This window comes from Streptomyces sp. NPDC015139 (genome assembly GCF_043079785.1).
Classification (GTDB): domain Bacteria; phylum Actinomycetota; class Actinomycetes; order Streptomycetales; family Streptomycetaceae; genus Streptomyces; species Streptomyces albidocamelliae.
In genome coordinates, this window is sequence record NZ_JBIBUW010000018.1 from 1 (window position 1) to 19,593 (window position 19,593).

At 71.2% G+C, this 19,593-nt stretch carries 14 protein-coding genes; 9 read left to right on the top strand and 5 right to left on the bottom strand.

From position 1 onward, the window contains the following. The 3 genes from ACF08B_RS33940 to ptsP form a co-directional block, all read left to right on the top strand. On the top strand, positions 1–201 hold a 201-nt coding region (locus tag ACF08B_RS33940), incomplete at its 5' end, for a hypothetical protein (protein ID WP_392320898.1). A 242-nt stretch (positions 202–443) separates the two neighbouring features. Next, positions 444–893, top strand: a complete 450-nt coding sequence (locus tag ACF08B_RS33945; protein ID WP_093479285.1) for a PTS glucose transporter subunit IIA — start codon at positions 444–446, stop codon at positions 891–893. A gap of 78 nt (positions 894–971) precedes the next feature. Next, positions 972–2,642 (top strand): phosphoenolpyruvate--protein phosphotransferase, encoded by a 1,671-nt coding sequence (ptsP, locus tag ACF08B_RS33950; RefSeq protein WP_392320899.1) that lies wholly within the window; start codon positions 972–974, stop codon positions 2,640–2,642. 87 nt (positions 2,643–2,729) lie between these two features. Here the strand turns inward: ptsP and ACF08B_RS33955 are convergent, their stop codons facing one another. Together ACF08B_RS33955 and ACF08B_RS33960 are read right to left on the bottom strand one after the other, a co-directional pair. Further along, positions 2,730–3,623, bottom strand: coding sequence for a hypothetical protein (locus ACF08B_RS33955; RefSeq protein WP_392320900.1), 894 nt, complete (start codon positions 3,621–3,623; stop codon positions 2,730–2,732). 216 nt (positions 3,624–3,839) lie between these two features. Continuing rightward, complete coding sequence (locus ACF08B_RS33960; protein WP_392320901.1) at positions 3,840–5,807, bottom strand: acetoacetate--CoA ligase; 1,968 nt, start codon at positions 5,805–5,807, stop codon at positions 3,840–3,842. A 213-nt stretch (positions 5,808–6,020) separates the two neighbouring features. On the opposite strand from ACF08B_RS33960, the gene ACF08B_RS33965 reads away from it, so the two are divergent. Then, a complete protein-coding gene (locus tag ACF08B_RS33965; RefSeq protein ID WP_392320902.1) occupies positions 6,021–8,381 on the top strand; it encodes a glycoside hydrolase family 31 protein in 2,361 nt (786 codons plus the stop codon). 39 nt (positions 8,382–8,420) lie between these two features. Here the strand turns inward: ACF08B_RS33965 and ACF08B_RS33970 are convergent, their stop codons facing one another. Then, the gene (locus ACF08B_RS33970) at positions 8,421–8,957 is read right to left on the bottom strand and encodes an NUDIX domain-containing protein (protein WP_392320903.1); all 537 of its coding nucleotides are present in this window, start codon (positions 8,955–8,957) and stop codon (positions 8,421–8,423) included. A 222-nt stretch (positions 8,958–9,179) separates the two neighbouring features. On the opposite strand from ACF08B_RS33970, the gene ACF08B_RS33975 reads away from it, so the two are divergent. The 5 genes from ACF08B_RS33975 (at position 9,180) to glpK (ending at position 15,287) form a co-directional block, all read left to right on the top strand. Continuing rightward, positions 9,180–9,626 (top strand): Zn-ribbon domain-containing OB-fold protein, encoded by a 447-nt coding sequence (locus ACF08B_RS33975; protein WP_392320904.1) that lies wholly within the window; start codon positions 9,180–9,182, stop codon positions 9,624–9,626. After that, complete coding sequence (locus tag ACF08B_RS33980) at positions 9,623–10,813, top strand: lipid-transfer protein (RefSeq protein ID WP_392320905.1); 1,191 nt, start codon at positions 9,623–9,625, stop codon at positions 10,811–10,813. Before ACF08B_RS33975 ends, ACF08B_RS33980 begins: the two co-directional genes overlap by 4 nt. 132 nt (positions 10,814–10,945) lie before the next feature. Next, positions 10,946–12,598 (top strand): EAL domain-containing protein, encoded by a 1,653-nt coding sequence (locus ACF08B_RS33985; RefSeq protein ID WP_392320906.1) that lies wholly within the window; start codon positions 10,946–10,948, stop codon positions 12,596–12,598. A 339-nt stretch (positions 12,599–12,937) separates the two neighbouring features. Continuing rightward, positions 12,938–13,687 carry an MIP/aquaporin family protein gene (locus ACF08B_RS33990; protein ID WP_392320907.1) on the top strand — a complete coding sequence of 250 codons (750 nt, stop codon included), beginning with the start codon at positions 12,938–12,940 and terminating at the stop codon, positions 13,685–13,687. 79 nt (positions 13,688–13,766) lie between these two features. After that, the gene (glpK, locus tag ACF08B_RS33995; RefSeq protein ID WP_392320908.1) at positions 13,767–15,287 is read left to right on the top strand and encodes a glycerol kinase GlpK; all 1,521 of its coding nucleotides are present in this window, start codon (positions 13,767–13,769) and stop codon (positions 15,285–15,287) included. Between the two features lie 84 nt (positions 15,288–15,371). Here the strand turns inward: glpK and ACF08B_RS34000 are convergent, their stop codons facing one another. Both ACF08B_RS34000 and ACF08B_RS34005 read right to left on the bottom strand, forming a co-directional pair. Further along, on the bottom strand, positions 15,372–15,977 hold the full coding sequence (locus ACF08B_RS34000; RefSeq protein WP_392320909.1) for an ATP/GTP-binding protein: 606 nt from the start codon (positions 15,975–15,977) through the stop codon (positions 15,372–15,374). Further along, positions 15,958–19,593, bottom strand: a complete 3,636-nt coding sequence (locus tag ACF08B_RS34005) for a hydantoinase B/oxoprolinase family protein (RefSeq protein ID WP_392320910.1) — start codon at positions 19,591–19,593, stop codon at positions 15,958–15,960. Before ACF08B_RS34005 ends, ACF08B_RS34000 begins: the two co-directional genes overlap by 20 nt.

Consider the following 19,593-nt stretch of genomic DNA (forward strand, 5'->3'; position numbering starts at 1 on the left):
GTGATGACCGGAGACGGGGTATCAACTAATCTGGCGTTGATTTTTGGCACGCTGTTGAGTTCTCAAGGAACGGTCGCTTCCTTTGTACTCACCCTTTCGGGCTTTCCTCCGGGCTTCCCTTCGGTGTTTCAAACTCTATCAGGGTTTTTCCGTCTCCCTGACCACCGCCCCGCAGACATGCGGAAGGTGATCCCGAGATAGGATCTGACAAGTTTGGGTGCTGCCGGACGGACGCACTTTCGCGCCGCTCCGTCCCAAGCAGGAGTACGACTGTACACGCGGCCTCGGAGCCCGTGCAAATCGATAGGGTTGGTGGTCTAGACCACTTACTGGTAGGTTCCATACGGAACCGCCACTTCCTTTGACATACCCTGCTGCTCAGTGCGCCGTCAGGGACAGGCAGTGACGGCCCTACCTGCAGCTCCACTCCTGGGAGGCTTCCCATGACCACCGTGACGTCCCCTCTCGCCGGACGCGCCATCGGACTGGCCGCCGTGCCGGATCCGGTCTTCTCCGGGGCCATGGTCGGCCCGGGCACTGCGATCGACCCCGTACGTGAACCCTCCGAGGCCGTGGCACCCGTGGACGGCGTCATCGTCTCCCTGCACCCGCACGCCTTCGTCGTCGTGGACGACAACGGACACGGCGTGCTCACCCATCTCGGCATCGACACCGTCCAGCTCAACGGTGAGGGCTTCGAGCTCCTCGTGGCCAAGGGCGACACCGTCCGGCGCGGCCAGGCCATCGTGCGCTGGAACCCCGCCGCGATCGAGGCGGCCGGCAAGTCACCGGTGTGTCCCGTCGTCGCACTCGAGGCCACGGCCGACTCCCTCGCCGACCTTCGTGACAGCGGTGACGTGAAGGCCGGCGACAGCCTCTTCGCCTGGAACTGACGGCGGCGCCGTCGCAGGACGGCCGACAGGACAACCACCGCGGCGGCGGGACCCGCCGCACTAACGGAGACGGGTGAGATGGAGACAACGCTGCGAGGCGTCGGCGTGAGCCATGGTGTGGCGATCGGCGAGGTGCGGCACATGGGGACGGCGGTTCTGGAGCCGCCGGCCAAGCAGATCCCCACCGAGGACGCCGGGCGCGAGCAGGGCCGCGCGCGCCAGGCCGTGGACGCCGTGGCCGCCGACCTCATGGCACGCGGCAACCTGGCCGGGGGCGAGGCGCAGGCGGTGCTCGAGGCGCAGGCCATGATGGCCCAGGACCCCGAGCTGATGGCCGACGTGGAGCGGCGCATCGCTGTCGGCAGCACGGCCGAGCGTGCGGTGTACGACGCGTTCGCGGCGTACAGGGAGCTGCTGGCCGGTGCCGGGGAGTACCTCGCCGGCCGGGTGGCCGACCTCGACGACGTGCGGAACCGCATCGTCGCCCGGCTGCTGGGCGTTCCGATGCCGGGTGTTCCGGACAGTGACCAGCCCTATGTACTCGTCGCGCGGGACCTGGCTCCGGCGGACACGGCACTGCTCGACCCCTCCCTGGTGCTCGGATTCGTCACCGAGGAGGGCGGTCCGACCAGCCACAGCGCGATCCTGGCCCGTGCGCTGGGCGTGCCGGCCGTTGTCGCTCTGCCCGGTGCCGGTGAACTGGCCGAGGGCACCGTGGTGGCCGTGGACGGCAGCACCGGTGATGTCTTCGTCAACCCGAGCGAGGAGAAGAAGGCGCAACTGGAGGCCGCGGCCGCCGAGCGGAAGGCCGCGCTCGCCGCGTCGACGGGTCCGGGCGCGACCGCGGACGGGCACAAGGTGCCGCTGCTGGCCAACGTGGGCGGTCCGGCGGACGTGCCGGCGGCTGTGGAGGCCGGTGCCGAGGGTGTCGGTCTCTTCCGGACCGAGTTCCTCTTCCTGGACGACAGCAAGAACGCTCCTTCCGAGGAGAAGCAGGTGGAGGCCTACCGGCAGGTGCTGGAGGCGTTCCCCGAGGGCCGTGTGGTCGTGCGCGTGCTGGACGCGGGTGCGGACAAACCGCTGGAGTTCCTGACGCCGGCGGACGAGCCGAACCCCGCGCTCGGTGTCCGTGGCCTCCGTACACTGCTCGACCATCCCGAGGTTCTGCGTACGCAGCTGACCGCGCTGGCGAGGGCCGCCGAGGGGCTTCCCGTCTACCTCGAGGTCATGGCGCCCATGGTGGCCGACCGGGCGGACGCCAAGGCGTTCGCGGACGCCTGCCGTGAGGCGGGGCTGCGTGCGAAGTTCGGCGCGATGGTGGAGATCCCTTCCGCCGCGCTGCGGGCGCGTTCGATCCTTCAGGAGGTCGAGTTCCTGTCTCTTGGCACCAATGACCTCGCGCAGTACACCTTCGCGGCGGACCGGCAGGTCGGTGCGGTCTCGCGGCTTCAGGACCCGTGGCAGCCGGCGCTGCTCGATCTGGTCGCGCTGTCCGCCGAGGCGGCCAGGGCCGAGGGCAAGAGCTGCGGCGTGTGCGGCGAGGCCGCGTCCGATCCGTTGCTGGCGTGTGTGCTGACCGGTCTGGGTGTCACCTCCCTGTCCATGGGTTCCGCTTCCCTTCCGTATGTGCGGGCGACGCTGGCTAAGTTCACGCTGGCGCAGTGCGAGCGTGCCGCGGCGGCCGCCCGTGCGGCGGACAGCGCCGAGGATGCGCGGAGCGCGGCTCAGGCGGTGCTGTCCGGCGAGTAGCCGCGGTCTGTACGGCGCACGAGGTGTGCAGGGGCGTCCCGCCTTCGGTGGGGCGCCCCTGGTGCGTTCGGCCGCCGGTGCTCGGGGTCAGTGGTGGTGTCCTTGTCCGGTGCGGTCCTCTCCGAGGTCGGGTGGCTCGCAGTAGTCGACGCCGGGCTCCGGGGAGATGAGGTCGCCGGATTCGGCGTCGGTGCAGTAGGCGTCGAACACTTGCGAGGCGGTGAGCGGTTCGAAGGCGCCCGTGCGCAGCCGCCATCCGTAGACCTGGTCGGCGGTTCCGGGGGCACTGGTGCGCATGACGAGGCCACCGGGGCTGCGGGTGGCGAGGCCGAGGGCGAGCACGCTGGTGAATTCGAGGGCTTCTGCCTCGTCGAGTCGGGTGTCTCCCTGGCCGTCCTGGTCTCCGTGCAGGACGGCGACGAGGGTGTCCGGTGGGCCGGAGACGCTGCAGACGAGGTGCCGGTCGCCGGGCGGTGCCGTGTCGAGGATGCGGACCAGGAGATCGGAGGCACGGGTGAAGGCGGCCCTGCCGATGTCCTCGCCGCAGGTGGGGCAGGGGCCGAGGCGGGTCAGGAGGGTGGTGGCGTACTCCCAGGTGGCCTGGCGTACGGCTTCGTCCACGAGGGCCGGCAGGAGTGTGGCGAGAGGACTGCCGTCGTAGGGGATGGCGGGGCCGGTGGACGCGAGTTCCGCCGTGAACCGGGTCCTGCTGGTGGGGGATTCCGGGTCGAGGCCGGTTTCCGCGCAGTAGACGGCGTAGTCCTCCGGGTCGAACAGGGCGAGGGTGGTGTGGGTGCCCTGGGCCGCCCGGGACCTGAGGACGGCCTCCACCTGACGCAGGTAGGTGGTGTGGTCGTCGAAGGTGAAGCTGCGGTAGCGCCGCATGGTGCGGAAGTCGTGTTCGTCGGTGAGCAGACCGATCGTGCCGGCGATCTCGCGGCGCAGGTCGCGTCGCATGGTCTGGTGGTCGGTGTGCGCCATGTTTCCCCCAAGTGCGCGGTCGATCAATGCTCACTCACCGTAATCGGCCCCACTGACAACGGGATCACGGGCGAGGGGTCGAAGGGGGAACACCGGGCGAATGTGCAGGTCAGAGGCTTGTGAGGTGCGGGGCAGCGCATGCCGCGGCTCCGGACCCCGCGACCGTGTGCGGCGGGGTCCGTGAAGCATGTGCGGTGGGTGACGTGCCGGGTCTGGTCAGCCTCGCTTGCGGGCGAGCTCCTCGTAGAACCCGAGCAGGGCGAGGTTGTCGATGGATCCGGCGTTGACGGCCTTCTCCATCGGTGTGCCCTGGAGGAGGCGCTTGACCGGGACCTCGATGCGCTTGCCCGTGAGGGTGTGCGGGATGCCGGGCACCTCGATGACCTCGTCGGGCACGTGGCGGGGCGAGAGCTGCTCGCGGATGGCCTGCTTGATCCGCCCGAGCAACGCCTCGTCGAGGTCGGCACCGGGTGCGAGGTGCACGAACAGCGGCATCCAGTAGCCGCCGTCGGGCTGTTCGATGCCGATGACGAGGGATTCCCTGATCTCGGGGAGGCGCTCGACGACCTCGTAGATGTCGGCCGACCCCATCCGTACGCCCTGCCGGTTGAGGGTGGAGTCGGAGCGGCCGTGGATGATCACGGAACCGCGCTCGGTGACGGTGATCCAGTCTCCGTGGCGCCAGACGCCGGGGTAGGTGTCGAAGTAGCTGTCGTGGTAGCGGCTGCCGTCGCCGTCGTTCCAGAAGTGGATGGGCATGGACGGCATGGGGTTGGTGACGACCAGTTCCCCGACCTCGTCGATGAGGGGCTTTCCGCTGGGGTCCCAGGACCGCAGGTCGGTGCCGAGTCCGGGCGCCTGCAGTTCGCCTGTGTACACGGGCAGGGTCGGTACGGCGCCGGCGAAGCAGGAGCAGACGTCGGTGCCGCCGCTGACGGAGGCGATCCACAGGTCGTCGCGGACCTCGTCGTGCAGCCAGCGGAAGCCGTCGGGGGGCAGGGGCGAGCCCGTGGTGGCGACGCACTGCACCTTCGAGAGGTCGAAGTCGCGGGACGGGTGCACGCCGGCCTTGCGGCAGGCCATGACGTACGCGGCGGAGGTGCCGTAGAGGGTGGCTCCGGTGCGCTCGGCGATACGCCACTGGGCGCCGGTGTCCGGGTAGCCGGGGCTGCCGTCGTAGAGCACGACCGTGGTTCCGGTGAGCAGGCCGGAGACGAGGAAGTTCCACATCATCCAGCCGGTGGAGGTGTACCAGAAGAAACGGTCCTCGGGGCCGAGGTCGCAGTGCAGCCCGAGCTGCTTGAGGTGCTCGACGAGGATGCCGCCCTGCGACTGGACGATGGCCTTGGGCAGGCCGGTGGTGCCGGAGGAGTAGAGCACCCACAAGGGGTGGTCGAACGGGACCTGCTCGAAGACGGGCTCGGTGTCCCCGGCGGTGAGTGCCGACCATTCGAGGGCGCCGTCGGGCGTGTCGGTGCCGAGGAGCGGGATGTGGACGACTGCGCGCAGGGTGGGCAGTTCGCGGCGCAGTTCGGCGACGGTCTCGCGGCGGTCGTGCTCCTTGCCGCCGTAGTGGTAGCCGTCGACGGTGAACAGGACGACGGGCTCGACCTGCTGAAAGCGGTCCAGCACGCTGCGGGCGCCGAAGTCGGGGGCGCACGAGGTCCAGACGCCACCGACGGCGGCCGTGGCGAGAAGGGCGACGACTGCCTGGGGGATGTTCGGCAGGTAGCCGCTGACGCGGTCGCCGGGGCGTACGCCGAGGGTGCGGAGTTCGGCGGCGAGGGCGCCGACCTGGCGGCGCAGCTCGGACCAGGTCACCGGGCGCGGCTCGTGGGTCTCGTCCACGTGGAGGAGGGCGGGTTCGCCGGGGCGGTCGTCGGCGGCCCGCAGGGCGTGTTCGGCGTAGTTGAGGGTGGCTCCGGGGAACCACTCGGCGCCGGGCATGGAGCGGTCGCCCAGCACGCGCGCGTAGGGCGTCGAGAACCGCACGTCGAACCACTCGGTGACGGCTTTCCAGAAGGTGTCCAGCTGCTCGACGGACCACTGGTGGAGTGCCGGGTAGCCTCCCTCGGCCGGTGCGCCGTGGTGCTCTGCTGCCCATGCCTGGAACTGGGTGATGCGTGCCTGGGCGATCCGCTCGGGATCGGGCTGCCAGAGCGGCTGGGGGTTCGCGGTCGACATGGGGCGGCTCCCGGGCTGTGCGCGTCGTGTGCGTCGGTCCGCGCACGGCTGGGGTGTGCGCGTGACGCGGCTGACAGGGACGATGCCATGTGATCGACTTCCGCACCAGGGCGCGCCCCACATAGTCCGTGTCGTGAAGATGTGGGCTCGGCACGGGTGAACGGCAGTTGAACGACACGCACGCGTGGGGCGCTCAGTGGCAGGGTGAGCAGCATGGACGGTCGTGACCTGGTGCGTTCGGTGAGTGAGGTCGGTGGGGGGATGGCGGCTCGGGGGTTGCGTACCGTGCGGGCCGCGTGGCGCAGGAGGCGCATCGACGCAGCCGGTCTGCCGCAGCGGGGGGCCGAACGGGCGCGGGTCCCGGGGCAGGTGCAGGGCGTGGAGCCGGGGCCGGGGGGCGGTCTGATCCGGTTCGGCCGGTCGGAGCTGCGGATCACCGTCGCCGTGAACGGTGCCGTCTTCTGGGGGTGGGACGGGGCCGGTCCGCAGCCGTCGTACGCGCTCGCCGGGAACAGTCCGGAGCCGGATCCGCGTGCGGTACTGGAGCCGGACAAGGACGGGGGCTGGCGGGTGGTCGCCGAGCGGGTGACGGTCGTCGTCTCCCGGCACGGTGCGGTGGAGGTGTGCACTCCGGGCGGGGTGACGCTGCGCCGGGATCTTCCGCCGCGCTGGTGGGAGCCGGTCGGCGGAGGCGCGGCCCGGTGGATGCAGCGGTCGGAGGTGGCGGCGGACGCGCGGTTCTTCGGTCTTGGCGGGCGGGCGTCGGGGCCTCGGCTGCGGGACGGGTCGTACCGGCTGTGGAACACCGATCCGGGCCGTGCGTTCGGGCCCGGTGACGATCCGCTCTACCTGACGATGCCGGTGCAGCTCGTGGTGGCCGACGCGGGCACGCATCTCGTGTTCCACGACTCCACGTGGGACGGCACGGTGGTGCTGCGGGAGGGTGAGGAGGGCGCGGGGTCCGGGCACGACCGGGCGGGCCGCTGCGAGGTGCGGATGGACGGCGGGCCGCTGCGCTGCTGGGTGATGGTGGGTACGCCCGCGCGTGTGCTGCACACGTGGGCCTCGCTGACGGGGGCGCCCGCCCTGCCGCCGGCGTGGGCGTTGGGCCACCATCACGCGCGGTGGGGGTTCGGCAGCGAGCAGGAGGTGCGCCGGGTCGTCGCGGGCTACCAGGAGCGCGGTCTGCCCCTGGACGCCGTTCACCTGGACATCGACCACTACGACGAGCATCAGGTGTTCACCGTCGACCGTGAGCGCTTCGCCAAGCTGCCCGTTCTCGCGGACGAGTTGCGGCGGGACGGGATCCGGCTGGTGTCGATCGTGGATCCGGCGGTGAAGGCCGTGCCGGGCAACGCCGTGTACGACAGCGGTTCGGACGTGGACGCGTTCGTGCGGGACCCTGCGGGCCGGACGGTGCGGGGTGTGGTGTGGGCCGGTGAGTCGGTCTTTCCGGATTTCACCCACGCGCGCGTGCGCAAGTGGTGGGGCGGTCTGTACGAGGAGCGGCTGGGGCAGGGCTTCGCCGGGTTCTGGCACGACATGAATGAGCCGACGTCGTTCAGTGCGTTCGGTGAGGCCACGTTGCCGCGTTCGGCCCGGCATGCGCTGGAGGGGCGCGACGGTGACCACCGTGAGGCGCACAACGTGTACGGGCTGTGCATGGCGCAGGCCGGTTACGCGGGGCTGCGTGAGCTGTCGCCGCAGCAGCGGCCCTTCCTGTTCTCGCGCTCCGGGTGGGTGGGGACACAACGGTACGGCGGAACCTGGTCGGGGGACGTGGCGACGGGCTGGCCGGGGTTGCGCGCGTCCTTGTCGCTGGTGCTGGGGCTGGGTCTGTGCGGTGTTCCGTACTCGGGTCCGGATGTGGGCGGTTTCGACGGCAGTCCGTCGCCGGAGTTGTACCTGAGGTGGTTCCAGCTCGGCGCGTACCTGCCGTTGTTCCGTACGCACGCGAGTCTGCGCGCGGGACGCAGGGAGCCCTGGGAGTTCGGTGCCGACGTGCTGGAGCACGCGCGCGTGGCGCTGCTGGAGCGGCGGCGGCTGTTGCCGTACTTCGTGACCTTGGCGCATCTGGCGCGGCGGACCGGCGCACCCTATGTGCGGCCGTTGTGGTGGGGGGCTCCGGAGGACCGGTCGCTCCGGGACTGCGAGGACACGTTTCTGCTCGGTGACAGCCTGCTGGTGGCCCCGGTCCTCGATCCGGGTGCCGACCGGCGTGCGGTGCAGCTGCCTCGGGGCCGCTGGTACGACACGGCCACGGAGGAGGCGTACGAGGGGCCCGCTCAGGTCCTCGTCGACGCGCCGCTGTCGCGGATACCGGTGTTCGCGCGTGCGGGTGCGGTCGTGCCCGTGCGCGGGGCCGACGACGGTCTCGAGCTGGAGGTCTGGGCGCCCGCGCGCGGGCGGACGGGCGGCGGCCTGGTGGTGCGGGACGCGGGTGACGGCTGGGACGACCCGGAGATCGAGCGCTACGTCGCCCGCATGCAGGGCCGGCGGGTGGTGGTCACCCGGGAGCAGGAGGACGGCTCGGCCGAGCCGTCCTGTCCGGTGCGGGTGCGGGGGCTCGGCTGAGCCGTGTCGCGTGAGGGCGGCCCGGCCGAGTCGTGCGGCTCAGACGTAGCGGCCCTCGAACCAGGCCCGTGCGGCCAGGGTGTGCAGCGGGAACGCGAGTTCCTCGGCCCTGCGCAGCAGGTGCCAGCCCTCGGTCTCGTCGGTGGCGTCGGACGGCGGGAGTCCCTCGGCGGGGCGTTCCGGGAGCAGGCCGAAGAGCAGCAGGTGGCCGTCGGGCGAGCTCATGGCATCGACGAGCCGGACGTCGCGCGCGGCGGCGTCGATTCCGGTCTCCTCCTTGAGTTCGCGTACGACGGCCTGCTTCCAGTCCTCCCGGTCGTCGATGTAGCCACCGGGCAGGGCGATGCCTCCGCGTGCGGGGGCGATGGTTCGGGTGATGACGACCAAGGCCGTGCCCTTGGTGTCGTACACGGGCTGGAGCGCGACCGCGACCGGCAGCGGATTGCGGTAGGCGACCGTTCCGCAGTGCGGGCAGCTGCGCGGCCAGCCGGAGACGCCCTCCCCGTAGGGCGCTCCGCAGTTCGAACAATGCGAGTTCGGTGCGGAGTTGGCAATTGGGTGCTGAATTTCGGACACGCGCGGACTGTATCCGATCAGAGGAAGGGCGTCTTCCGGCATCGGCGCGCAAGGTGTGACGAGTGACAGGAGAGGCGGCCGGAATCACCCCCGTCGATCCCGGCCGCCTCTCAGGTAACACGACGCCGTGGGGGCCGTTTCGGTTCACAGAGACGGCCTGCCCTTTTCCCGTGGCCCGTGGCAGACTTCTGACGCTTCGTCAGATCGCCTGAGGGAGGGGCTTTGCCGCACGCATCGACACCCGCGGTCGCCGGCTGGTTCACCGGCGAGGGGGACGGCTTCCGCCTGCTGGGGACCCGCTGCGCGTCCTGCGCGTCCGTCTTCTTCCCGCGCGAGGACACCCACTGCCGCAACCCGCACTGCGCGGGCGGAGCCCTGGAGGAGACCCCGTTGTCACGGAGGGGGCGGATCTGGTCGTACACGGACAGCCGCTACCGTCCTCCGTCACCCTATGTGAGTAACCCGGAACTTCCCTGGGAGCCTTACGCGTTGATCGCGGTGGAGCTGGAGGCCGAGCGGATGGTCGTTCTGGGCCAGGCGGCCCCCGGGGTCACCGTCGCCGATCTGACGGTGGGCATGGAGGTGGAGGTCGTCCCCGGCGTGCTCCACGAGGACGCGGAGACGACCTGGACGACCTGGCACTGGCGGCCGACGGGGGTGACGGCATGACGGCGGACGTGGCGGTGCTCGGCGCGGGCATGCACCCCTGGGGCAAATGGGGCCGAGGCTTCGTCGAGTACGGCACGGCAGCGGCCCGGGCGGCACTCGCGGACGCCGGGCTGCAGTGGCGGGACGTCGGATCCGTCGTCGGCGCGGACACGGTGCGCGGCGGCTACCCCGGGTACGTGGCGGGAGCGACCTTCGCCAAGGCGCTGGGCTGGCAGGGCGCGCGGGTCTCCAGTGTGTACGCGGCCTGCGCGTCGGGGGCGCAGGCGATCGCGACCGCAAGGGCCCAGATCCTCGCGGGTCTCGCGGACGTCGTCCTCGTGGTCGGGGCGGACGCCGCACCCAAGGGATTCTTCCGGCCGGCGGGCGGTGATCGCCCGGACGACCCGGACTGGCTGCGCTTCCGTGTACTGGGCGCGACGAATCCGACGTACTTCGGGCTGTACGCCCGACGGCGGATGGCGGTACTCGGGGACACCGCGGAGGACTTCGCGCTGGTGAAGGTGAAGAACGCGGCGCTCGGGGCGCTCAATCCGTACGCCCGCTATCGCAAACGGGTCACCGTCGAGGAGGTCGCCGCCTCCGCCGTGGTCGCCGACCCGCTGCGGCTCCTCGACATCTGCGCCACCTCTGACGGCGGCGCCGCCCTGGTGCTGTGCAGCACGGACTTCGCGCGCCGGCACGGCGTGTCCCGTCCGGTGCTGATCCGGGCGGTGTCCACGGTGACCCCCCGCTTCCCGAGCACGGTCCTGGACCTGCCCGACATCGCCACGGACTGCGCGGTCGCGGTGGAACCCGGACCCGCGACCTTCCGGGCGTCCATCGCCCGGGCCGCCTACGAAGAGGCGGGCGTCGGGCCCGAGGACCTGTCCCTGGCGGAGGTGTACGACCTGTCCACCGCCCTGGAGTTGCAGTGGTACGAGGATCTGGGGCTGTGCGGCGAGGGAGAGGGGGCGAAGCTGCTCAGGGAGGGGGCGACGGCACCGGGCGGCCGCATACCCGTCAACACCAGCGGCGGGCTCGCCTCGTTCGGGGAAGCGGTGCCGGCCCAGGCCATCGCTCAGGTCTGCGAGCTCACCTGGCAGTTGAGGGGCGCCGCCGGTGAGCGGCAGGTGACCGGGGCGCGTGTGGGCATCACCGCCAACCAGGGGCTCTTCGGGCACGGATCGTCGGTGATCGCGGTGAGATGACCGGCTCGGCGACGCGTCTCCTGCGGCACGAGGGACTCAGGAGATCCACACGCTCTGTGATCAGGTAGGAATCCTGCGTGAACGTCTTATGAACTGGCCCTGGGCGTTTCCGGGCGGAGCCATCATGCTCCCGTGCACTCCTGGACGGATACTCTCCGCTTCGCCTTCCAGCCGGTGGTCAACCTGAGGACGGGCGCGGTCGCCGCACTGGAGACACTGGCCCGTCCGGAGACCGGTGACATCCTGGCCGAGGCGCGCCGTGACCCCGAACTCGACGGCATGCTCGCCGTGCTGGCGCTCCGTGCGGCAACACGCAAGGAGACGCTGCTGCCGCTGCACCTGAACGTGTTCGCGGCCACGCTCGCCGACCTCGGTGGTCTCACACCGCTGCACGACGCCGTACGTGCCGCGGGGCGCATGCCCTGGGAGGTGACCCTCGACATCGTCCCGCCCTTCACGCACGTCCCCCACCGGGCGCTGCTGGAGGCGGTGGCCGCACTGCGCGAGCAGGGCTTCCGGATCAGCGCGGACGGCATCGGCGACGGCGACGTACCCCTCAGACTGCTCATCGATCTCGCCCCCCACCTGGTCAAGCTCGACGCCTCGCTGCTGGCCCGGCCGGCCGCCGTGCGGGCCATGCGGGCGCTGTGCGAGGAGTTGGGTGCCCTGGTGGCGGTGGAGGGAGTGGAGACCGAACTGCAGTGTGCGGCCGCGGTGTCGGCGGGCGCGCAACTGGCGCAGGGTGAGCTGTTCGCGCCTCCGGCCCGGATTCCCGTGGCGGACGTGTACGTTCCGCCGCTCTCGCGCGGATTCCTCGCCGTGCCCCGGTCCGGGCCGTCGGTGCGGGAGTTCGTCCGTCCGGCCGCCGTCCTGCCCGTGACCGCTCCGGCGGGCCGGGTGCGGGCGCTGCTGACGGGATCGCCCGACGTCTCCGGGGTGCTGCTGGTGGACCAGGCCGGCCGGCCGGTCCGGTCGGTGCACCGGTCGCGGTTCCTGCTGTCGATGTCCGGCCGCTACGGGCACGCCCTGTACGCGGACCGGCCGGCGTTCAAGCTGGGTGACGCGCCGCGGACGGTGGGCATCGGCGCGACCGCCTGGGAGGTGCTGGACGTGGTCGCGGTCGGCGGCCGGGACCGGACCTCCGACGATGTGGCGGTGGTCGACGAGCACGGCCGGTGCGTGGGGGTCGTACGGCTCGCGGATCTCGTGCGGGCACTGGCCGAGAGCAGGGTCGAGGAGGCGGCCGGGCTCAATCCGCTGACCCGGCTGCCCGGTTCGGACGCGATCACGGGTGAGGTCGACCGGCGGATCGCGGACGGACGGGTGTTCGCCCTCAGCTGGCTGGACATCGACCACTTCAAGCAGGTCAACGACGGCGCCGGGTTCGCGGCCGGTGACGAGCTGATCCGGTCGGTGGGGCGTGCGCTGCAGGAGGCGGCCGCCGGACACGCGCGCGTGGGGCACATCGGCGGCGACGACTTCCTGGTGCTGGCCGATGTGGAGGCGCTCGACCCGCTGGCCGCCGCCGTGCTCGACGTGCCCTGGGCGGCGGGCGGGCGGCCGGTCACACTCTCCCTCGCGACGGTGGTGTGTGCACCGGGCAGCGTGCGCGACCATCGTCAGGCCGCCGCCCACCTCGCTCCGCTGAAGAAGGCGGCCAAGGCACTCAGCGGTGCGAGCTGGGTGCTGGGGCGCGCGGGGCTGCCGGGTCACGAGGTGCGACGCGGCGGCTCGGGGGCGGCACCGGCGCAGGCAGATTACGCGGCAGCCGAGCCACGGTGGTGAACCCCTCCCCCGCGTACCGCCGTTGAGGAATTCCCGCCGCGCGAGACCGCGTGGCTGTCACCGTCCCCGTCGGCAACCTTGACGCCCCCGTGACACCGGTGAACACTTCCCGGTGTCAGCCGACATCGCCGTACATTCTCGGCGTTATCAGGCACTGTGCCACGGGTCTGTCCTGCTCCACGGCCCGTCCGCTCAAGGCGATCCGGCTGCGAGGCACGCTCGTCACGGACGCCGGGCGGGGCGCGGGGCCTCCCTGCCGTCGGCTGAAGTCGCCACGCGCATCGTTCCTGCACAGGAGGTCGGGGCTGATCGTCCCGACCGGCGTCAAAGGAGCCGCCCATGAGCAATGGAGACATCTTCGTCGGGGAGATCATCGGCACCGCGATCCTGATCCTGTTCGGTGCCGGTGTCTGCGCCGCCGTCACCCTCAGATATTCGAAGGCGCGGGCAGCGGGCTGGGTGGTGATCGCCTTCGGATGGGGCTTCGGTGTGCTCGCCGGCGCGTACACCGCGGCCCCCCTGTCCGGCGGCCATCTCAATCCCGCGGTGACCATCGGCATCGCCGTGGACACCGGCAAGTGGGACAAGGTCTGGGTGTATCTGCTGGGGCAGATCGTCGGCGCGATGCTGGGCGCCGTCCTGGCCTACCTGGTGTATCTGGCCCAGTTCCAGGCCAACGTCCGCAAGACGGGCACCACCGAGGGCACGGCCGACGAACCGGTGCCGACCCTCGGGATCTTCTCGACCATCCCGGAGATACGGAACCCGGTCGCCAACCTCATCACCGAGATCATCGCGACCGTCGCACTGGTGCTGCCCGTGCTCGCCTTCGGGCTGACGAAGGGACTCGGAGAGTCCGGCACCACCGTGCTGATCGTCTCCCTGCTCGTCGTCGGCATCGGCCTGTCCCTCGGCGGCCCCACCGGCTACGCCATCAACCCGGCCCGCGACCTCGGCCCGCGTGTCGTGCACACCTTCCTGCCGATCCCGAACAAGGGCACGTCGGACTGGGGTTACGCCTGGATCCCGGTCGTCGGCCCCCTCATCGGCGGAGCGCTCGCCGGGCTTCTTTACAACGTCGCCTTCTGACCCGCGCACGGCCCGCCACCCCCACGCGGGCCTGCCTCGCCCTACGACCAGCGACCCGACCCTCGACCCAGGGACAGCCATGACGGACAACGCCGAGAAGTACGTCGCCGCCATCGACCAGGGCACCACCTCCAGCCGTTGCATCGTCTTCGACCACAGCGGCGCGATCGTCGCCGTCGACCAGCGCGAGCACCGCCAGATCTTCCCCAAGCCGGGCTGGGTGGAGCACGACGCCACCGAGATCTGGTCCAAGGTGCAGGCCGTCGTCGCCGGGGCGCTGGCGAAAGCCGGGCTGCGCGCCGACCAGTTGAGCGCGCTCGGCATCACCAACCAGCGGGAGACCACGGTCCTGTGGGACCGCGCCACCGGCAAGCCCGTGCACAACGCGATCGTGTGGCAGGACACCCGCACCGCCGCCCTGTGCCACGAACTCGGCGGCACGGACGGCCAGGACCGCTTCCGCGAGCAGACCGGGCTGCCGCTGGCGAGCTACTTCTCCGGCCCCAAGGCGGCCTGGCTGCTGGACCAGGTGCCCGGGCTGCGGCAACGGGCCGAGCACGGCGAGATCGCCTTCGGGACCATCGACTCCTGGCTGATCTGGAACCTCACGGGAGGCACCGACGGCGGCCGGCACGTCACCGACGTCACGAACGCCGGCCGCACCATGCTGATGAACCTGGAGACCCTCCAGTGGGATTCCTCCATCCTCTCCGCCATGAACATCCCCGAGGCGGTGCTCCCCGAGATCAGGTCCTCCGCGGAGGTGTACGGCACCGCGGTCGGGCAGCTCGCGGGCGTGCCCGTGGCCTCGGCGCTGGGCGACCAGCAGGCCGCCGTGTTCGGGCAGGCCTGCTACGACGTCGGCACCGCGAAGAACACCTATGGCACCGGCAGTTTCCTGCTGCTGAACACCGGCGACCGGCCGGTGCCGTCCAAGAACGGGCTGCTGACGACGATGGGCTACAAGATCGGCGAGGAGGCGCCGGTGTACTGCCTGGAGGGGTCGATAGCGATAACGGGCGCCCTGGTCCAATGGTTCCGCGACCAGCTCGGCATCATCCGCACCGCCGACGAGATCGAGCCACTGGCGGCGAGTGTCGAGGACAACGGAGGCGCCTACATCGTGCCCGCGTTCTCGGGCCTGTTCGCGCCCTACTGGCGCTCGGACGCGCGCGGGGTCGTCACCGGGCTCACCCGGTACGTCACCAAGGCCCATCTCGCGCGCGCGGTGCTGGAGGCGACGAGCTGGCAGACGCGTGAGGTCGTGGACGCCATGTACCAGGACTCCGGAGTACGGATCACGACCCTGAAGGTCGACGGCGGCATGACGAAGAACAATCTGCTGATGCAGCACCAGGCGGACGTGCTGGGCGTTCCGGTGATCCGCCCGAGGGTGTCGGAGACGACCTGCCTCGGCGCCGCCTACGCGGCCGGTCTGGCCACGGGCGTGTGGAACGACCTGGACGAGCTGAAGTCGCACTGGCAGAAGGACGCCGAGTGGGCGCCCGCGATGGAGGCGTCGGTGCGCGACCGCGAGTACCGCAGTTGGCGCAAGGCGGTGGAGAAGAGCTTCGGCTGGCTGGAGGAGGACGGCGCGTAGACGGGCGCCGCACGCGCGCGTGGTGGCCTCACCGGACCACGGCCCGTACCCCTGTCGGCGGGGGTACGGGCCGTGCTCGCCGGTTCAGGTGGCGGCGGCCCGACGGCTGCCCGCGGCGTACTCCATGGCGTGCTGGACGACGCCGATGAGCACGTCCTTGACCGACTCGCGGTCGCGCGCGTCGCACAACAGGACGGGCACGTCGTCGTCCAGGTCGAGGGCCTGACGGACGGCGTCGGCGGGATAACGCGCCGCGTCCTCGAAGCAGTTGACACCCACGACGAACGGTATGGAACGCCGTTCGAAGTAGTCGACGGCGGCGAAGCAGTCCTCCAGACGCCGCGTGTCGGCGAGGACGACGGCGCCGAGCGCGCCCTCGGACAGCTCGTCCCACATGAACCAGAACCGTTCCTGCCCGGGCGTGCCGAAGAGGTACAGCACCAGGTCCTCGCGCAGCGTGATCCTGCCGAAGTCCATGGCCACGGTGGTGGTGTGCTTGCCCTCGACCCCGCTCGTGTCGTCGACCGGACGACCGGCTTCGGTGAGCAGTTCCTCGGTGCGAAGCGGCCTGATCTCGCTGACCGCGCCGACGAGGGTCGTCTTGCCCACGCCGAAGCCGCCGGCCACGAGGATCTTGAGCGTGACGGGCTCGACCGGGGGCTTGCCGCGCTCAGAACGCCCGAAGATCATCGATCTCTTCTCCTGCTTGATGGGAATCGGGCGACGGTCGGCCGTAGCCGCCGCCACCGGGGGTTTCGATGACGAGAACGTCGCCCGGCCCGACGTCGGCCGAGCCGCTGCCGCCGAGATCGGTGACCGTGCCGTCGGTGCGCTCGACCCGGTTGGCGCCGAGCGCTCCGGGTTCGCCGCCCGCCATGCCGTACGGGGGCACGCGGCGGTGCTGGGAGAGCGTGGAGACGGTCATGGGTTCGAGGAAGCGGAGCCGGCGTACGGCGCCGTCGCCGCCGGGCCACCGTCCGGCGCCGCCGCTCCCCCGCCGGACGGCGAACTCCTCCAGCCTGACCGGCAGCCGCCACTCCAGGACTTCCGGGTCGGTGAGCCGGGAGTTGGTCATGTGGGTCTGCACGACGTCGGCACCGGGGAAGCCGTCGCCCGCTCCGGATCCGGAGGCGACGGTCTCGTAGTACTGGTGGCGCTCGTTGCCGAAGGTGACGTTGTTCATCGTGCCGGAACCCTCGGCCTGGACGCCGAGTGCGGCGTAGAGGGCGCCGGTGATGGCCTGGGAGGTCTCGACGTTGCCCGCGACGACCGCGGCGGGCGGTTCGGGCGCGAGCATCGAACCGGGCGGCACGACGATGTCGAGGGGGCGCAGACAGCCGTCGTTGAGCGGGATGTCGTCGGCGACCAGCGTGCGGAAGACGTACAGGACAGCGGCGTTGACCACCGCGAAGGGGGCGTTGAAGTTGGTGGCCAGCTGCGCCGAGGTGCCGGTGAAGTCGATGGTCGCCCGGCGTCCTGCGCGGTCGACGCGCACCCGGACCCGGATGACGGCGCCCGAGTCGGTCTCGTAGGCGCACTCCCCGTCGGCCAGGGCGTCGACGACGCGGCGGACGGCGTCCTCGGCGTTGTCCTGCACGTGCCGCATGTAGGCCTGGACGATGTCGAGGCCGAACTCGGCGATCATGCGGCGGACCTCGTCGACGCCCTTCCGGTTGGCGGCGATCTGGGCGCGCAGGTCGGCGAGGTTGGTGCGTACGTTGCGGGAGGGGTGGGGCGCGTCGGTGAGGAGGCGGCGGGTCTCCTGCTCGCGGAACCGGCCGTCCTCCGCCAGGAGCCAGTTGTCGAAGAGGACGCCCTCCTCCTCGATGGTGCGGCTGCCGGCCGGCATGGAGCCCGGGTCGATGCCGCCGATCTCCGCGTGGTGGCCGCGTGAGGCGACGTAGAAGAGGATCGCCGGTTCACTCTCCGTGTCCGTCGCCCGGTCGGTGTCGAAGACGGGGGTGATCACCGTGACGTCGGGCAGGTGCGTCCCGCCGTGGTACGGGTCGTTGACGGCGTAGGTGTCCCCCGGGCGCATCGCGGTGCCGCGCCGGCGGATGACCTCTTTGACACTGGTGCCCATGGAGCCCAGGTGGACAGGGATGTGCGGGGCGTTGGCCACCAGGTTTCCGTCGGGGTCGAACAGGGCGCAGGAGAAGTCCAGGCGTTCCTTGATGTTGACGGACTGGGCCGTGGACTCCAGCCGGGCGCCCATCTGTTCCGCGATGGACATGAAGAGGTTGTTGAAGACCTCGAGCAGGACCGGGTCGACTTCCGTGTCGAGTCGGGAACTCTGCGTAATCGCCGTGCGTTCCATCACCAGATGCCCGTCGTCGGTCGCCACGGCCCGCCAGCCGTCGTCGACGACGGTCGTCGCACTGGCCTCCGTGACGATCGCAGGGCCGGTGACGGTCTCGCCGGGAGGAAGGCCCTCCCGGCGGTGGAGGGGTACGTCGCGCCAGGCACCGCCGGTGTGGAGGCGGACGGTGTCGGGTGCGGTGGGGCGGCCCTCGTACGGGGCGAGGGCGGACAGATCGGGGGGTGCGGTGATGCCGGTGGCTTCGACGGAGAGGGCTTCGACGACGATCGGGCGGTCGAGGGTGAAGGAGTACGTGGCGCGATGACGTTCTTCGAAGGCGTGCGTCATGGCCTCGGGCTCGGCCAGCTCGACGGTGAGGCTGGTGTCGGTGCCGTCGTAGCGCAGCTGTGCCCGGCGGGTGATCTCGATGCGGTCCTCGGGGACGTCCTCGGCGAGGAGTTCGGTGCGGGCCGCGGTCTCCAGGTCGTCGGCGGTCTTGCGGATGCCGGGCATGGCGGCCGTCTGAAGGGGTGCCTCGACGGACTGTTCGCGCATGGCCGTGGTGTCGGCGAGGCCGATACCGAGGGCGGAGAGCACACCGGCCATGGGGGGTACGAGCACGCTGCGGATGCCGAGCGAGTCGGCGACCCGGCACGCGTGCTGGCCGCCCGCTCCGCCGAAGGTGGTCAGGGCGTAGCGGGTGACGTCGTGACCCTTCTGGACGGAGATCCGCTTGACGGCGTTGGCGATGTTGGCGACGGCGATCTGGAGGAATCCCTCGGCCACCTGCTCCGGGGTCCGGTCGTCGCCGGTGCGCTCGTGGATCTCGCGCGCGAGGGCGGTGAACCGGTCCCGGACGAGGTTCGCGTCCAGGGGCTGGTCGCCACCGGGGCCGAAGACGGCCGGGAAGTGGCCGGGGTGGACGCGCCCGAGCATGACGTTGGCATCGGTGACGGTGAGGGGGCCGCCGGCGCGGTAGCAGGCGGGGCCCGGATCGGCGCCGGCGGAGTCGGGGCCCACCCGGTAGCGGGAGCCGTCGAAGTGCAGGACCGAGCCGCCGCCGGCGGCCACCGTGTGGATGTCCAGCATGGGGGCGCGCAGCCGGACGCCCGCGATCTGTGTGGTGAAGACGCGTTCGTACTCGCCGGCGAAGTGCGAGACGTCGGTGGAGGTCCCTCCCATGTCGAAGCCGATGACGCGGTCGAAGCCGGCGCGCTGCGACATGCGGGCCATGCCGACGATGCCGCCGGCCGGGCCGGAGAGGATGGCGTCCTTGCCGCGGAACTGCCCGGCCTCCGTCAGGCCGCCGTTGGACTGCATGAACATCAGGCGCACGCCGTGCAGTTCGTCGGCGACGTGCTCTACGTAGCGGCGCAGCACGGGCGAGAGGTAGGCGTCGACGACGGCGGTGTCCCCGCGCGGGACGAGTTTCATCAGCGGGCTGACCTCGCTGGACAGGGAGATCTGCGGGAAGCCGGTGCGGGCCGCGAGCTCCCCGATCGCCTGTTCGTGGGCGGGGTACAGGTGGCTGTGCAGGCAGACCACGGCGACCGCGCGGATCCCGTCGTCGTACGCCCGCCGGAGCGGCTCCGCGAGGGCGTCCAGGTCGGGGACGCGCAGGACGGTGCCGTCGGCCGCCACCCGTTCGTCCACCTCGACGACCCGTTCGTGGAGCAGACCGGGCAGTTCGATACGGCGGGCGAAGATGTGCGGGCGGTTCTGGTAGGCGATGCGCAGGGCGTCGCGGAAGCCGCGGGTGATGACGAGGAGGGTCCGTTCGCCCTTCCGTTCCAGCAGGGCGTTGGTGGCGACCGTGGTACCCATGCGAACGGCCTCGACGGGCTCCCGCGAAGTGCCGAGGAGTTCGCGTACGCCGGTGACGGCCGCGTCGGCGTAGCGCGGATTGTCGGACAGGAGCTTGTGGGTGAGCAGCCGGCCGTCCGGGCGACGGGCGACGATGTCGGTGAACGTGCCCCCTCGGTCGACCCAGAACTGCCAGCCAGTCAC

Coding starts and splice junctions, on each gene's coding strand:
- glpK (WP_392320908.1), top strand. CDS start 13,767: ATGACGGACAACGCCGAGAAGTACGTCGCCGCCATCGACCAGGGCACC.
- ACF08B_RS33990 (WP_392320907.1), top strand. CDS start 12,938: ATGAGCAATGGAGACATCTTCGTCGGGGAGATCATCGGCACCGCGATC.
- ACF08B_RS33960 (WP_392320901.1), bottom strand. CDS start 5,807: ATGTCGACCGCGAACCCCCAGCCGCTCTGGCAGCCCGATCCCGAGCGG.
- ACF08B_RS33945 (WP_093479285.1), top strand. CDS start 444: ATGACCACCGTGACGTCCCCTCTCGCCGGACGCGCCATCGGACTGGCC.
- ACF08B_RS34000 (WP_392320909.1), bottom strand. CDS start 15,977: ATGATCTTCGGGCGTTCTGAGCGCGGCAAGCCCCCGGTCGAGCCCGTC.
- ACF08B_RS33955 (WP_392320900.1), bottom strand. CDS start 3,623: ATGGCGCACACCGACCACCAGACCATGCGACGCGACCTGCGCCGCGAG.
- ACF08B_RS33980 (WP_392320905.1), top strand. CDS start 9,623: ATGACGGCGGACGTGGCGGTGCTCGGCGCGGGCATGCACCCCTGGGGC.
- ACF08B_RS33965 (WP_392320902.1), top strand. CDS start 6,021: ATGGACGGTCGTGACCTGGTGCGTTCGGTGAGTGAGGTCGGTGGGGGG.
- ptsP (WP_392320899.1), top strand. CDS start 972: ATGGAGACAACGCTGCGAGGCGTCGGCGTGAGCCATGGTGTGGCGATC.